Below are 13,879 nucleotides of genomic sequence, written 5' to 3'. Positions count from 1 at the left end.
GTTCTTCGGATACAGGCCCACCTCGGCGTTTTCGGTGCTCGGCGTACAGGAGTCTCAGGACCCTGGTTGTCTCACGTGGATGGCCGAACGGGTTCTGCGGATCGCGGGAGGGCCTGTCGAGCCGGCGCTCGTCACCGCGCCGGTGAGCCTGTCGAGCAGCCCATGGAACGGGATGTTTGCGCGGGTCTGGAAACTTCTGCCCGATGCGGCGAGCCGACGACGAGCTCTCCTTCCAGCGGTTCGCCTCCCTTGATCCCCGTGTGCAACCCCTGGCATGCTCCAACCATGAAGGCTCTCGCTCCGTCCCGTTGGTCGTTGGGTACCCTCGCCGCTTGCCTCGCTGCCGCGGCTTTCACGGGCTGTTCCAGCTCCGGGGAAGGGAAGGACGACGGCGGGAGCGGCGGATCGATCGCGGGGTCCACCGGCGCGAGCGGAGGCGGTGGTCAACCGGGCGCCGGGGGCGCGGGCGCTACCTCCGGAGGCGTCACGGGGAGCGGCGGCGCGAGCAGCAGCAGCAGCGGGCTCCCTGGTGCGGGCGGAGCGACGGGTGGAGGTGGCTCCCCCGGCGACGGCGGCGGGTCCACCGGCGAAGGCGGGTCCACGGGCAGCGGCGCGAACACCTGCCCGCCGGCGACACCCCTGACCGGAGGCAGGGAGTATTGCTCGAACAGCAAAGGCAATGCGGGCAATGGGTACGGTTATGAGCTCTGGGCGGAGGGAAGCGGGACGGGCTGCATGACCGTGCACGGCGTCGACGCCGCGTTCAGCGCGGAATGGAACAACGTCGAGGATTTCCTTGCGCGCGTCGGCCTCGACTTCAACCAGACCCGGAAGCATGCCCAGATCGGCACCTTCTCGGCGGAGTTCGCGCATACCAAGACGGAGGAGGACGGTGGCTTGACGTACATCGGTATCTACGGCTGGACCGTCAACCCGCTGCGCGAGTTCTACATCCTCGACGACTGGGGGAGCGTAAAGCCGGCAGGGTTTTCTTCCGACGGGACGCCGCGGGACGAGGTCGGCACGCTCACCGCCGACGGCGAGACCTACGACGTGTGGAAGAAGACCCGCGTGAACAAGCCGGCCATCACGGGTTCAAGCGAGACGTTCGATCAGTATTTCAGCATCCGGCGGACAGCTCGCACGTGCGGCACCATCTCCGTTTCCGAACACTTCACCAAGTGGGAAGCGCTCGGCCTTCCCCTGGGGAACCTGCACGAGGTCAAGCTGCTGGTCGAGTCCCAGAACAACAGCGGGACGGTCAAGTTCACGACGGCGAAGGTCGTCGTGAAGTGAGCGGAGGCGTCCAGGTACATCGAGCTCGGCATGGCCAGCGCGAGCCTGCGCCTCCTGGAGTCGTGGCAGGCTCTCTGACCCGCTGGTTCAGGCCGGCTCCGCCTCGAGGTCCTGCGTGACGGTGACGCCCGCGGCCCGGTAGGGCGCGAGCGCCTCCTTCGACACGCCGCGCTCGGTGAAGAGCCACGTGAGCTCGCTCAGCGGCGCGACCACGTACGGCGACACGGTGCCCAGCTTGTCCGCGGTCACCAGCGCGACGACCTCGGCCGAGGCCTCCACCATCGCCCGCTTCACGTACGACTCGTCCAGATCCAGCGTGGTGACGCCGAACGTTGGATCGAGCGTGCACACCCCCAGGTAGCAGAGGTCCGCCCGGATCTGGCGCACCCCCGCGATGGTCACCCCGTCGGCGGCGGCCAGCGGATCCTTGCGCATGCGCCCGCCCAGCAGGACCACCTCCACCCGCGGGTGCTCCGAGAGCGCGATGGCGACAGGAGGGCTGTTGGTCACGACCGTCGCCTCGAGATCGCGCGGGAGGTGGCGCGCCACAGCCACGTTGGTCGTCCCGCTGTCGATGAACACGACCTGACCCCGCTTGATCAAGGTCGCCGCGGCCCGCGCGAGCTCTTCCTTGGCCTTCGGCCGCTGCCGCTCGCGCGCAGGGAAGCTCGGGTTCACCCGCGAGACGGGCAGGCCACCGCCGTGAACCCGCTGCAAGAGCCCCTCGTTCGCCATCTCGCGCAGATCGCGCCGGATCGTGTCCTCCGAGACGCCGAAGGCACGGCTCAGCTCTGCCGCCACCACCTTCCCATCACGTTCCAGTACCGCGAGAATATGCTGGCGCCGCTCGGCCACCATCAGGCCGGAGGTGTCTGCGTTGTTTTGCACGGTTGTTCCTGTTTGTGCACGAAGTTGCTTGCTCCGGTCCCTTCCGGCCCCATGATCTTTCCCTGATGTTCACGAAAATGCACGAACCTTCCGGGGAGCCTCCAACTCTCACCGCCGTCCTCCGGACGGCCTTCCCCTGGCCGCGGCTGTGCGCCAGCGGCTCGCCTTGTCCTGCGCCGGGGGTGCCGTGATGGGCGTCCCGCTCTCGCTCGTCGATGACGTCGCGCGCGCTCGGCGCGCCGTCTCGGTCATGTTCGTGGCGAACGGCATCGCCTTCGCGTCCTGGGCCGCGCGGGTCCCTGCGGTCCGCGAGCGGCTCGGGCTGCGCGACGGCCTGCTCGGCCTCGCCCTCCTCGGCCTCGCCTGCGGGGCGATGCTCGCCTTCCGCGCCGCCGGGCCGCTCGTCGCCCGCTTCGGGAGCCGGCGCATCACCCGGGTCTCGGCCTTGCTCCTGTGCGCGGCGCTGCCCCTGCCCGCGCTCGCCCCTTCCTTCGCCGCGCTCGTCGCGGCCCTCCTGCTGCTCGGCGTGTGCAACGGCCTCATGGACGTCGCGATGAACGCGCAGGCGGTCGAGGTCGAGCGGCGCTCCGGTCGGCCCATCCTCGCCTCGGTCCACGGCATGTTCAGCCTCGGCGGGCTGATCGGGGCGGCCCTTGGCGCGCTCGCGGCCGACCGGGCGCTGTCGCCCGCGGCGCACCTCGTCGCCGTCGCCGCCGTCCTCGCCGCGGCCGTCGCGCGCGAGGGCAGGGCGCTCTCGGCCGACGCGCGCCCCGAGCCCGCGACCGCGGCCGGCCCCGGGGCCGCCCGCTCGACAGCGCTCCTCCTGCTCGGCCTCGTCGCGTTCTGCTCGTCCGTGGGTGAGGGCGCGATGGCCAACTGGTCGGCCGTCTACCTCCGCGACGAGCTCCACACCACCGCGGCCTTCGCGGCGACCGGCTACGCCGCGTTCTCGCTGGCGATGCTCCTCGGGCGGTTCTCCGGGGACGGGCTGACGCAGCGCTTCGGCGCCGATCGGGTCGTGCGCGCGGCCGGGGTCGTGGTCGCAGGCGGGCTCGGCGCGGCGCTGCTCGCCAACGCTCCCGTCGCCATGCTGCTGGGGTTCGGGTGTGTGGGCGCCGGCCTGTCCGTCGTGGTGCCGCTGGTCTTCCGCGCCGGGGCGAGCGCCCCCGGCGTCGCGCCCGGCAAGGCGCTGGCGACGCTCGCCACCCTGTCGTACGGCGGCTTTCTCGTCGGCCCGCCGGCCATCGGCCTGGTCTCCGACCACCTCACCTTGCGCGGCGGCCTCGCCCTCGTCGTGGCGCTGGCCCTCGTGATCGTCGCGCTGGGCCCGGCGGTCATCCGCGGGCCCGCGTCCCGCGCCCCCGCCGCCCGCACGCCCGCGCGCCCGCAGGTGATCAGGGCGCACTGACCGCGGGTACCCGCGCGTCTCCGCCTGCTTCGGGGCGACGGATTGCAAGCTGCTCGCGCCGAGGGCTCAGCGCTTGCGCCACACCGTCGCCAGCCACGGCTGCTGCTCGCGCGGCCGGCCTGCCGGTCGATAGTAGTGCTCGATCTCCTCGAACCCGGCGGCGGTCACGTGCTCCCGCCACCGCTCGAGCGACCAGGTACAACCGTACCGGTCGCCCGACCACCCCTCCCGATCGTCGCCGCGCGGGTTCGAGCTGAAGAGGACGCCGCGCGGGCGGAGCGCGGCGTGGAGCTCGCGGAGCACGCGCGGCAGCTCCTTGCTCGGCACGTGGAACAGCGAGGCGTTGGCGAATATCCCGTCGAAGCGCCCGGCCTCGAGGTCGAGGCGCAGGAAGTCCTGGTGGAGCACCTCGCAGCCCGCGTGCCGCCGCGCCATGTCGACGAACCGCGCGGACCCGTCGAGGCCGACCGGGTTGTGCCCCGCGGCCCGGAACGCCGCGAGATCGCGCCCGGGGCCACAGCCGAGATCGAGGATCGTGAACGGGCCTGCCCCCTCCAGGGCCGCGAGCAGCGCGGCGCGGTTCTGCGAGACGTCGTGATCGCGCGTGCCCTCCCAGAACGACAGGGCGTGATCGTCGTAGTGAGCCAGGGTCCTCTCGGTGAGCGCGGAGTGCCGGGGGGCGCTGTCGTCGTGCATGGCGGCAGTGTGGGCCGGGAGCGCCCCGCCGAAAAGGACGGCGAGGCGCTCGTGGCGCGGCCGCCGCCCGGCCCGCGTGCGCCCGTTCGGCGCTACCCCTCCGTGCGGCGCGCGCCTACCCTGAGGCCGGCGCATGCACGGACCCACGAGATCGACCTCCCATCCGTACCGCGTGTCGATGCCGTTCCGCGCGCTCAACGCGCTCGGGGCGCGGATGGGGCGCTCGGCCCTGCGTGCGCTCGCCCCCCTGGACGTCGACGTCCTGTCCGAGCGCGCCCGGCGGCGCACGGGGCTGACCGATCCCGGCGAGGGCTGGTTCTGGGAGGGGCTGCGGGTCCTCTCCGCCTCGCTCGAGGACGAGGCCGATCTGGCCCTGCTCGGGAGGCTCGGCTTCGGCGACGAGATCGAGCGGCAGATCGCGAATCGCCTGCTGCTGCGCGAGGACGTGCGGCGCGAGCCACGGATCGTCGAGCAGCGCACGCCGCGCCCGGTCTTCATCGTCGGCTATCCGCGGACCGGCACGACGCTGCTGCACAACCTGATGATCCTGCACCCGGACGCGCACGCGCCGCGCCTCTGGCGGCTCCAGGCGCCGTCGCCGCCGGTCCGTCCCGAGGACGAGGCCCGCGACCCCCGGCGCGCGGCGGCGAGGCGCCGCGTCCGCCTCGCGCACACCGTCTGTCCGATCTTTGCCACCATCCACGAGCTTTCCGCGGACGGCCCGGAAGAGTGCGTGTTCCTGCTGCAGAACACCCTTCTCCCCTGTGTCCGCGCCGAGACGCCGTCGTACGGGAGGTGGGCGCTCGCGCAGGACCTCGTCCCGGACTACCAGCATCACCGCCGCCAGCTGCAGGTCTTGCAATGGGGGCGCCCCGAGGGGCGCTGGGTGCTCAAGTCTCCCTTCCACCTGCCGGCGATCGCCGCGCTCCTGCAGGTGTATCCGGACGCGTGCGTCGTGATGACGCACCGCGATCCGCTCCGGGTCGTCCCGTCGTTCTGCAGCCTCGTCGCGGCCGCGCGCGCGATACACCAGCGGCGGGTCGAGCCGCGCGCGGTCGGCCCGGGGGCCCTCGAGCTGCTCGGCGCCATGATGGACCGCTTCCTCGAGGCCCGCGCGCGGCTCGACCCGGCGCGGTTCCTCGACGCGAGCTACGAGGAGCTGACCGCGGATCCCGCCGGGCTGGTGCGGCGCATCCACGAGCGCTTCGGGCTCGGGTTCGACGGCGCTGTCGCCGCGCGGATCGAGGGGTGGATGCGCGAGCACCCGCAGCACCGGTGCGGGGTCCATCGCTATGCCCTCGACGAGTTCGGGCTCACCGAGCGGGAGGTGCTGGACCGGTTCGGGGGCTACCTGGAGCGGTTTGGCGAGCTCGCCGCGGGGAAGCGAGGGCGGAGCTGAGCCGGAGAGCGGGAGCGCCGTATTCCGGGCTCAGGCGGCGTCCAGCCATGCCTCGAGCTCGGCGGCGAACGCCGCCGGCGCGTCGAGCATCAGCCAGTGGCTCGTCTCCGGCAGCACGACCGCCGTGAGCGCGGGCCTCAGCGCGTGCAGGCTTTGCGGCCATGCGTTCGAGGGGGCGACGATGGCGTGGGCGCGGGCGCCCGGGGCGGCGAGGTAGCGGTCCAGCGCGTTCACCGCCTCGAACTCCAGCAAATGCCGGGACATGTTGAGCATCCGGTCGTGCGGCGTGGCGGCGACGCGCGTCAGCACCGCCTCCCGGGTCGCGGGCGTGCTGCCCGCGAGCGCCTCGCTGAAGGTGGCCAAGGCGGTGTCACGCCAGCCGTCCGCCGCCAGGGCGGCGAGGTAGGGCGGGAAGTGCTGCGCCTGGACCTCCGCCGGGATCTGCGTGAAATCCCGGGGCGGGTCGGCGAGCAGGAGGCGCGCGACCCGCTCCGGATGGTCGGCCGCGGCGGCGAGCGCCACGAGCGCGCCGTAGCTGTGGCCGACGAGCGCCACGCGGGGGAGCGCCAGGGCGTCGAGGACCGCGAGCACGTCGGCCGCGCACGCGGACGGAGCGTAGTCCGCGTCGGGCGGGGGCTCCGACGCGCCGTGCCCCCGGAGGTCGATGGCGACCGCGCGCCGCCGGCCGGAGGCGTGCGCGAGCGGCGCCTCCCAGAAGCCGGCGTGGCCGACCATGCCGTGCACGAGCACGACCGGCAGCGCCTCGCTCGAGGGACCCGCGCCCGCGGCGGTAGGAGCGCCTGTGGCCGGATGATCGACGACGTGGAGCGCGCCCGCAGGGCCCGCGACGGTCAGGGAACGCATGTGCGTCTGCTACCTCGGTGTGTGTGGCCGCGTGAAGGGGCCGTGTTGCGCTGCGAGCGCGGAGCGTAGGCGAGGCGCCTGTTCGAAGCAAAGGTGCTCTCCCAGGAGCGCGTCGCCGTGGGTTACACGCAGGTCGATGTCCTCGGAGCCGAGGAGAACCGGTCGCCGAGCCGATACGGCTCCTTCAGGAGCACGGGTTCGAGGTGAACATGCCTGTTGACGACCAGGCTCCCGCAGAGCGCCCCGGAGAGCGTCGTCTCGCTCTTTTCCACGAGACCCTGAGTTGGCCCGTCGTCCGCTCCCCGGCACCAGGGGAGGGCTCGAGTTCGTCCCAGGTCCCACGCGACGAGCTCCCTCCCCGGGGGCCGGGCGGCTCGGCAGCCCTCCCGCACACCCAGACGCGAGCCTGCCTGTACGGCGGCGAGCCGCTACGCCTCGGCGCGGTGCAGCTTCTGGACGAACGCCGCGAGCCCCGGCGGCGACGACGTGAAGTGGATGCGCACGACGTCCTCGGCGCGCGCGTCGAGCTCGATCACCTTCGCGTGCAGCTCGCCGCCGAGCTGCTCGGCGAGCGGGCCGGACGGGTGGATCTGGAGGTTCGTGAAGGGCGCGGGCCGCGGATGCAGCCGCAGCACGGCGCCGAAGGGCGAGAGCCCGAGGATGAACGCGGACTGCGGCTCGCCCTCGACCCGCTTGCCCGCGAGGCGCGCGCAGACGACCGGCAGCGGCGACGAGAGCGAGAGGATCTCGACCCGCCGCTCGGGCAGGTAGAGCCGCTCGGGGTTGTCGAGACCCAAAACCTCGTGGACCAGCACGCGGTTCGAGAACCCCTTGACGGCCAGCGCGTGGCTCTGGCCGAGCAGGAGGCCCGCACCGGCGGCGCGGCGCGTGGCGTCCGCGATCAGGATCTGGCGGCCCACCGTGCACGACTCGATGCGGGACGTCAGGTTCACCTGGGCGCCGACAACGCCGTATTTCGTGCGCGCCTCGGAGCCGATGTTGCCGACGACGACAGGGCCGGTGTTGAGCGCGATGCCCATCTGCAGCGTCGGCAGGCCCTCGGCGCTGTTCTTCTCGTTCACCGCGTCCATCGCGATCTGCATCTCCAGCGCGCACGCGACCGCGCGGCGGGTGTCGTCGCCCGCGGGGAACGGCGCGCCGAAGAGCGCGAGGATCGCGTCGCCGATGAACTCGATGATCGTGCCGCCGCGCGCGACGATGATGCGCGCCATCTCGCCGAGATAGCCGTTCAGGAGCCGCATGACGACGTCGGGCGGCATGCTCTCGGTCATCGTCGTGAAGCTGCGGAGGTCCGTCATCATGATGGTCACCTCGCGCTCCTCGCCGCCGAGGAGCTGGGCCTCGGGCGAGGAGAGCAGGCGGTTCACCACGTCGTCGCTCAGGTAGCGGCCGAACGTCTTGCGGATGAACTCGCTCTTGACCGACAGCTCCGCCGCGAGCTGCGAGAGCTGCTCGCGCGAGCGCTTCAGCGTGAGCTGCGTGTCGAGCCGCCCGAGCAGGATGTCGAAGTCGATCGGCTTCGTCACATGGTCGTTGGCGCCGAGCTTGAGCGACTCGACGACGTCCTCGCTCGCGCCGCGCGTCGTCACCATGATCACGGGGAGCTCGGCCTGCGACCGGCTCTGGCGCAGGGCGGAGAGCACGCCGAGGCCGCTGATGCCGGGCATGTTCACGTCGAGCAGCACGGCGTCGAAGCGCTCGCGCGCGGCGAGCCCGAGCGCGCGGGGTCCGTCCTCGGCGGAGGCGGTGCGGTAGCCGTTGTCCCGCAGCACCCGGCAGAGGACGTCGCGGTTGCCTCGGCTGTCGTCGACCACGAGGATGGTGCCGCGCCCGCTGCCCTCGATCTCGGCGTGGACCGCGGGCTCCTCGTGCGGGGAGGGGATGCTGACCTTCACGCTCGAGGGCGCGTCCTCGTCGCCGTTCTCCATCGCCTGGACGATGGTGAGCAGCTTGCGCGACGCGAGCTCGATGTTGCGGATGTCCTCGATGTGCTGCGGCGCGACCTTGCCCTGCAGCGACGCCACGAGCAGGCGCGTGTAGCCGAGGATCTGGTTGATGGGCGTGTACGGGTCGTGGCCCCCGCCGTGCGGTTCGTGGAGCCGCTGCGGCTCGCGCCCCGCGGTCGGCCGGGCCGAAGGCGCGGGCTGATGCGCGGCGGGCAGCCCGCCGGTCGCCGTGCGCCTGGCCGGCGACGACGCCGGCGCGTGGCCACGGCCGGCGTCGTCGTGGCGCGACCCCTCCGGGACGCGCGAGCTCGGCGGCTCGGGCGGCTGGGTCGCGGGCGCCGCGGGGGCGCCCTCGGGCGGGTCCCACCGGTCGAACGGATCCTGCAAGGTGTAGCCGCTGCGCGCCGCGGCCGCGGCCGCGGCGGTCGGCCGCTCTCGCCAGCCGCGCGCCTCCTGCGACGCATAGGCGCCGTGCGGAGAGAGCGGGACGCTCGGCCGATCTCGCCGCACGCGCGCGTCGGCCGGGAAGTGGCTGCCGCGCGCCGGGGGCGGCGCGTGCTGCTGAGGAGGCGGGAGGGTGCTGCCCCCGCGGTTCGATGCGGGCGCCGGCGGCAGGGCGCTGCCGTTGCCGGCGCTGTTGCGTGTCGGAGGCGGCGCTGACGGCAGGGCGCTGCTGGCGCCGGCGCTGGCGCGCGACGGGATCGTCTCCGGCGGAGTCCCTCGCGACGGCACGGGGCTGACCGTTGCCTTTTTGTGCGCGTCCTTGTCGGAGGGGGATCGGCTCATGGTTCCGGCGATTCTACGCCTGCGCGCGTAGACGCAACCATGGATGACACCCGCGCTTCATTTTTTATCGCACCCCTACGCCTCAGCTTCAGCCTCGGCGCGGGTGGATTTCCTCCGCCGGCGTACGCGCGAGCTCCGCGGGTGTCCAGGCCGTCCTCGGCAGGGTGAACTCTTTCAGTGAGCCGGCATCCAGAAGACGAGAGGCTTCAATCCTCCTCCAGAAGACAACCCGCCTGTCGCGGCGCGTGATCCGAGGAAGCGCGAGCGCGCCGCGCGGGTGGAGCTCTGGACAGGCCCGCCCTCCGATGTCGGACGATGCCGACACCCCAATGGATCTCGCCCCGTCCTCGTGATTCCCGCGCTGGATGAAGACACGAGCGCCGTCCTCCGCGCTGCCCGGACGGTGGTTGTGGAGGTAAAATGAAAGACTTTTTTCGAAGTCAAGAGGCGATGAGCCCTCGCGCGCCCCCGGGGGCTCCTCTGGCGCCGCGAGGTGAGCCCATGGATGAAGCCGCAGCGGATCGCGAGCCATGGCCGCACGACAGGCACGCTTGTTCCCGGGCTCCCCACCTGATCATCAGGTGGCCTACCTTCAACTCCGTTGTTCTGCGTCACCGCTCGCGACGACAGGTGCTTTCGGCCGGCCGGACGAACCTGGCGCTCGGCATGCGCTCATGCGCCGACACCGGCGCACGGTGGATGTCCGTCCACGTGGCCGTATCGCACATGAGTGCTCCGTGGCCCGTGCGCTCCTGGGGGATGTAAGAGACGGGTTGGCTTCAATGTGCGCGGATACGCGACACGCGCTCTGACGTGACTGACGTGACTGACGTGACCGACGTGACTGACGCGACCGACGTGGCGGAGAGCACTTTGTTTCTCTTGCAGAGGTAATGAAGGCGTCGTAGTGATCTATTTACGCCATTCGGGCGAGTTTTCGGCTGGAGCTGACGGAACCACCGGCTCGGGCCTGTGCGAGAAGGAGTAGCAGAGGTATGCCCCTGCACACCGGACAGATGGTGACGCCTTCGCTGAGGCTCGTGCGCATCCTCCGGCGCGGCGGGATGGGGAGCATCTGGGTTGCCGATCGGCTTCCGCTGAAGGCTCAGGTCGCCGTGAAGTTCATGTCGCCCGAGTACGCGGATGATCCGGGCTACGTCGAGCGGTTCCGGCGAGAGGCGGTCGCTGCGGCGCAGATCACGAGCCCGCACGTCGCGCAGGTCCTCGATCACGGCTTGACGGCGGAGGGCATGCCGTACATCGCGATGGAGCTCCTCCGTGGCGACGACCTGAGGACCCGCATCAGCCGCCAGGGCCGGCTGCCGCTCGGCGAGGTGGCGCGTATCGTGGCGCAGACGGCCAAGGCGCTCGGGCAGGCGCACCGCCTCGGCATCGTCCACCGCGACATCAAGCCGGACAACCTGTTCCTCACCCAGGTGGACGGGGAGACCTTCGTCAAGGTGCTTGACTTCGGTATCGCCAAGCGGGTCCGGGACCTGCGGGTCACCTCGACGGGGAACGTGGTTGGGACGCCGCTGTACATGAGCCCGGAGCAGCTCGTCAGCCCGAGGGATCTCGATTTCCGTGCGGATCTCTGGTCGCTTGGCGTCGTCGCCTACCATGCGATCACGGGGCGGACCCCGTTCTCCGGAGAGACGCTCGCGGCGCTCACGCTCGCCGTGCACAGGGGGCGGTTCACGCCCCCCAGCGGGCACCGGATCGACGTGCCGGCCGCCGTCGACGAATGGATGGCGAAGGCCCTGCAGCAGGATCCGAGCGCGCGCTTCGGGTCGGCGAAGGAGATGGCAGAGGCGCTGGAGCGTGCGCTGTCGTCACGCAAGTGGGGCACCGAGACGCCGGCTCCGGCGGTCGGGGACGCGGCTGCGGAGAGCGTTGTCGAGGCGCCGCCCGTGAGCTCGCAGGACGGCGTGGTCACCCGGCGCAACCCTGTCATGACGTCCCCGTCGATACCGATCGTGGAGGCGGATCTCTGCGAGGACGACGGCGGCGATGGCACGACGGCGGTCCTGGGCGCGGCGTCGAGCCGCAAGAAGCGCAAGAGGCCATCCGCGCGGCTCGCGGCGGCCGCCGCGATCGGCGCCGTGCTGGCCGGCGCCAGCCTGTTCTTCGGCGTCCGGCTCGCCGCGCCCGCTGCCGACAGCGCCGCGCTCGCCGCCGTCGCCCCCCGCGCCGGGCTGGCGAGCTCGACCGAGTCGACGCTCCTCGCCAGCGTCGTGGAGGCACCCCGGCCGCTGCTCGCGCCGGAGCTCCAGGAGCCCGTCCAGGCCGCTGCGGCGCAGCCCGAGAGCGCGCCCACCAGCGAGGCCTCGCGGTCGACAACGAAGAAGAAGCCCTCCGTGCGCCCCGCGCGATCCCCCGGGCGGACCAAGACCATCCCGTCCACTGGGCGGCACACCCGACGCATCAAGCCTTTTCCCCGCAACGACATCGCGATGCACCGGTAGCGCTCCCGGCGCTGCTCATCGCGATGCACGGGCAGCGCTCTCGGCGCTGCTCAGGGGAGCGCGGGCCGTGCACGGCTCGTCGACGCGCGCGCGGCGCGCGCCCTCAGAGCGGGATCCGAGGGGATTCCTCGGCGGAGGACCCTTGTCCCCGGCGTCGCGCCGTCGCGCGCAGCGCCTCCGCGGTCGCCTGGTCTGCGGGAAAGAACGACTCGACCGCGAGCTCGGACAGGGTGACGTCGATCGGCGTGCCAAAGACCATCGTCGTGCTGAGGAAGCTCAGGATACCGTCCTCCGTCCTGAGCCTGAGCGGCACCGCGACGGCGACCGGGTCGGGCTCGCGGGCGGGTTCGGGGCGCATCGATCCTTCCTGCGATGGATAGCGGATGAGCGAGCACCGGATCGACCGCCCTGCGCGCCGCCGCGAGCGCCGGATCGCCGAGGCTGCGCTCCGGATAGAGCGGCGCGTACCCCGCCGCCACGAGGAGCTGGTTGCGGTCGCGCAAGGGCACATCGAGGCGCTCGGCCAGGTGGATCACCATCTCGCGGCTCGGCTGCGCGCGGCCGGTCTCGAGGAAGCTCAGGTGGCGTGTCGAGATGTCGGCCTCGCACGTCGCGGCGCAGGCGCTCGCCGTCGCGCTCTTCGCGGAGGCGCAGGTCATCGGGCTGCGCCGCGCGCAGGCGGCCGCCTGAGAGCCCTCATCTCGCCGGCAGGAGCCGGCCAGCCCCGGCGCCGATCCACGCGAGCGCGCGGCGCGTCCGGTCCTTCGCCTCGCCTTCGATGACGTCTCCGTGGGCGACGACGACGCGCTCGAACTCCCACGCGAGGACGTCGGCGACGCTGCGCGCCGCTGCGGCGCGGTCCCTCATGAGCACGCGCCACACGTGGTCCTGGGCGGTCTTCCTCCACACGCCGCCCACCCAGAGGAAGACCTTCATGGCGAAGCTGCGGGCCTCATGCACGTTGAACAGGAGATCCGTCACGATGAGCGTCCGCGACCGCGCGTGCAGGAACACGTGCTCCGCGATGTACGGCACGCCCTCGACGAGGCGTACGCCGAGATCGTCGCCGATCTCCGGCGCCACGCCGGATCGGGGCAGCGGGGTGAAGCGGAGGCCGGAGAGCTTCTTCTCGAGCCCGGGCGCCCCGAGCACGCTCGCGCGCGGCCAGCGCTCGGTCGCGGCCCTCAAGAAGACGTGGTGGAGGCAGCTCGGGGCGACGAGGGCGCGCACCTCGCCGAGCGCGTCGATCTCCCGGGCGGTGTCGTCATCGAACGCCAGCGGCGAGTGGATGACGATCCCGCCGTCGGCCCGCCTCACGACCGTCGCGCGCGCCGGCAGATCGCCGAACGGCAGCCGGAAGTCCCTCTCGTACGCCCACACCTCCTCGGCGATCGCCCGCAGCATGCCGTCATGCAAAGTCGCGCGTGATCGAGGCGTCAAGGCGTGTTCCCCCAGGGACTCGAAGGAGGCCTACCGCCTCCGCTCGGCTTCGATGGCGGCCTGCACCGCAGGGCGGGCGCCGACGCGCTCCCTGTAGCGGCCGAGGACGGGCCATCCGCCGAGATCGACGCCCGCGAACCTCGTCCACGTCGTCACGGTATAGAGGTACGCGTCCGCCACCGTGAACCGCTCGCCGAGGAGGTACGTCGTGCCCTCGAGGCGGTGCGCCACGTAGGCGAAGCGCCGGCCGAGGAGCGTCCTCGCCGCGTTCTTCTGCTCGTCCGGCGCCCGCGGCTTGAAGAGCGGCGAGAACTGCTTGTGCAGCTCGGTGCTGATGAAGCTCAGCCACTCCTGCAGCCGGTAGCGGTCCAGGGTGCCGGCCGGGGGCGCGAGCCCGGACTCGGGCCTCCGATCGGCGATGTACTGGACGATCACCGGCCCCTCGGTGAGCACCTCGCCGCGCTCGATCTCGAGCGCGGGCACGTAGCCCTTGGGGTTGATCAAGGTGAAGTCGGCGCCCGACCGGGTCTTCTTCGTGCCGAGGTGGACCTGCTCGAGCTCGAACTGGAGGCCGGCCTCGCGCAGCGCGATGTGCGGAGAGAGCGAGCAGGCGCCAGGGCTGAAATAGAGCTTCATCATGCGCTTCACAGGAGGAGCGAGAGGAGCGCGG

11 protein-coding genes and 1 pseudogene are annotated in these 13,879 nt (G+C 72.0%); 4 read left to right on the top strand and 8 right to left on the bottom strand.

All coding sequences use genetic code 11. The features are described 5' to 3' along the window. Positions 1-285 precede the first annotated feature (285 nt). Positions 286-1,296 (top strand): glycoside hydrolase family 11 protein, encoded by a 1,011-nt coding sequence (locus WMF39_RS22150; protein WP_437747446.1) that lies wholly within the window; start codon positions 286-288, stop codon positions 1,294-1,296. A gap of 87 nt (positions 1,297-1,383) precedes the next feature. Here WMF39_RS22150 and WMF39_RS22145 read toward each other — a convergent pair whose 3' ends face one another. Continuing rightward, positions 1,384-2,184 carry a DeoR/GlpR family DNA-binding transcription regulator gene (locus tag WMF39_RS22145; RefSeq protein ID WP_437747445.1) on the bottom strand — a complete coding sequence of 267 codons (801 nt, stop codon included), beginning with the start codon at positions 2,182-2,184 and terminating at the stop codon, positions 1,384-1,386. A gap of 190 nt (positions 2,185-2,374) precedes the next feature. On the opposite strand from WMF39_RS22145, the gene WMF39_RS22140 reads away from it, so the two are divergent. Continuing rightward, positions 2,375-3,592, top strand: coding sequence for an MFS transporter (locus WMF39_RS22140; RefSeq protein WP_437747444.1), 1,218 nt, complete (start codon positions 2,375-2,377; stop codon positions 3,590-3,592). A gap of 66 nt (positions 3,593-3,658) precedes the next feature. On the opposite strand, the gene WMF39_RS22135 is transcribed toward WMF39_RS22140, so the two are convergent. Next, a complete protein-coding gene (locus WMF39_RS22135) occupies positions 3,659-4,288 on the bottom strand; it encodes a class I SAM-dependent methyltransferase (protein ID WP_437747443.1) in 630 nt (209 codons plus the stop codon). A 133-nt stretch (positions 4,289-4,421) separates the two neighbouring features. On the opposite strand from WMF39_RS22135, the gene WMF39_RS22130 reads away from it, so the two are divergent. Then, the gene (locus WMF39_RS22130; protein WP_437747442.1) at positions 4,422-5,687 is read left to right on the top strand and encodes a sulfotransferase family protein; all 1,266 of its coding nucleotides are present in this window, start codon (positions 4,422-4,424) and stop codon (positions 5,685-5,687) included. A 30-nt stretch (positions 5,688-5,717) separates the two neighbouring features. On the opposite strand, the gene WMF39_RS22125 is transcribed toward WMF39_RS22130, so the two are convergent. The 3 genes from WMF39_RS22125 to WMF39_RS22115 all read right to left on the bottom strand — a co-directional run bounded on the left by WMF39_RS22125 (position 5,718) and on the right by WMF39_RS22115 (position 9,304). Continuing rightward, positions 5,718-6,551, bottom strand: a complete 834-nt coding sequence (locus WMF39_RS22125; RefSeq protein WP_437747441.1) for an alpha/beta fold hydrolase — start codon at positions 6,549-6,551, stop codon at positions 5,718-5,720. A gap of 122 nt (positions 6,552-6,673) precedes the next feature. Further along, positions 6,674-6,823 (bottom strand): hypothetical protein, encoded by a 150-nt coding sequence (locus tag WMF39_RS22120; protein ID WP_437747440.1) that lies wholly within the window; start codon positions 6,821-6,823, stop codon positions 6,674-6,676. Positions 6,824-6,979: 156 nt separating this feature from the next. After that, entirely contained in the window at positions 6,980-9,304 is a 2,325-nt protein-coding gene (locus WMF39_RS22115; RefSeq protein WP_437747439.1) for an adenylate/guanylate cyclase domain-containing protein, read from the bottom strand. 995 nt (positions 9,305-10,299) lie between these two features. On the opposite strand from WMF39_RS22115, the gene WMF39_RS22110 reads away from it, so the two are divergent. After that, positions 10,300-11,769: a protein kinase domain-containing protein gene (locus WMF39_RS22110; protein ID WP_437747438.1), complete on the top strand. Its 1,470-nt coding sequence runs from the start codon at positions 10,300-10,302 to the stop codon at positions 11,767-11,769. A gap of 103 nt (positions 11,770-11,872) precedes the next feature. Here the strand turns inward: WMF39_RS22110 and WMF39_RS22105 are convergent. The 3 genes and pseudogenes from WMF39_RS22105 to gstA all read right to left on the bottom strand — a co-directional run. Further along, positions 11,873-12,395, bottom strand: a pseudogene (locus tag WMF39_RS22105) (transcriptional regulator); the annotation flags it as partial. 70 nt (positions 12,396-12,465) lie between these two features. Then, on the bottom strand, positions 12,466-13,173 hold the full coding sequence (locus WMF39_RS22100) for a DUF4336 domain-containing protein (RefSeq protein WP_437747437.1): 708 nt from the start codon (positions 13,171-13,173) through the stop codon (positions 12,466-12,468). Positions 13,174-13,239: 66 nt separating this feature from the next. Beyond that, the gene (gene gstA / locus WMF39_RS22095; RefSeq protein ID WP_437748008.1) at positions 13,240-13,845 is read right to left on the bottom strand and encodes a glutathione transferase GstA; all 606 of its coding nucleotides are present in this window, start codon (positions 13,843-13,845) and stop codon (positions 13,240-13,242) included. Positions 13,846-13,879: the final 34 nt, after the last annotated feature.

Source organism: Sorangium sp. So ce1504 (genome assembly GCF_051521635.1).
In the GTDB taxonomy this organism is placed as follows: Bacteria; Myxococcota_A; Polyangia; order Polyangiales; family Polyangiaceae; genus Sorangium; species Sorangium cellulosum_B.
Note: the sequence above shows the minus strand (reverse complement) of the source record. Positions and strands in the feature narration are given on the sequence as shown.

Excerpts from the sequence above, each read along its gene's own strand:
- gstA (WP_437748008.1), bottom strand. The coding sequence starts at position 13,845 with ATGAAGCTCTATTTCAGCCCTGGCGCCTGCTCGCTCTCTCCGCACATC.
- WMF39_RS22150 (WP_437747446.1), top strand. The coding sequence starts at position 286 with ATGAAGGCTCTCGCTCCGTCCCGTTGGTCGTTGGGTACCCTCGCCGCT.
- WMF39_RS22110 (WP_437747438.1), top strand. The coding sequence starts at position 10,300 with ATGCCCCTGCACACCGGACAGATGGTGACGCCTTCGCTGAGGCTCGTG.
- WMF39_RS22115 (WP_437747439.1), bottom strand. The coding sequence starts at position 9,304 with ATGAGCCGATCCCCCTCCGACAAGGACGCGCACAAAAAGGCAACGGTC.
- WMF39_RS22125 (WP_437747441.1), bottom strand. The coding sequence starts at position 6,551 with ATGCGTTCCCTGACCGTCGCGGGCCCTGCGGGCGCGCTCCACGTCGTC.
- WMF39_RS22130 (WP_437747442.1), top strand. The coding sequence starts at position 4,422 with ATGCACGGACCCACGAGATCGACCTCCCATCCGTACCGCGTGTCGATG.
- WMF39_RS22140 (WP_437747444.1), top strand. The coding sequence starts at position 2,375 with ATGGGCGTCCCGCTCTCGCTCGTCGATGACGTCGCGCGCGCTCGGCGC.
- WMF39_RS22135 (WP_437747443.1), bottom strand. The coding sequence starts at position 4,288 with ATGCACGACGACAGCGCCCCCCGGCACTCCGCGCTCACCGAGAGGACC.
- WMF39_RS22100 (WP_437747437.1), bottom strand. The coding sequence starts at position 13,173 with ATGCTGCGGGCGATCGCCGAGGAGGTGTGGGCGTACGAGAGGGACTTC.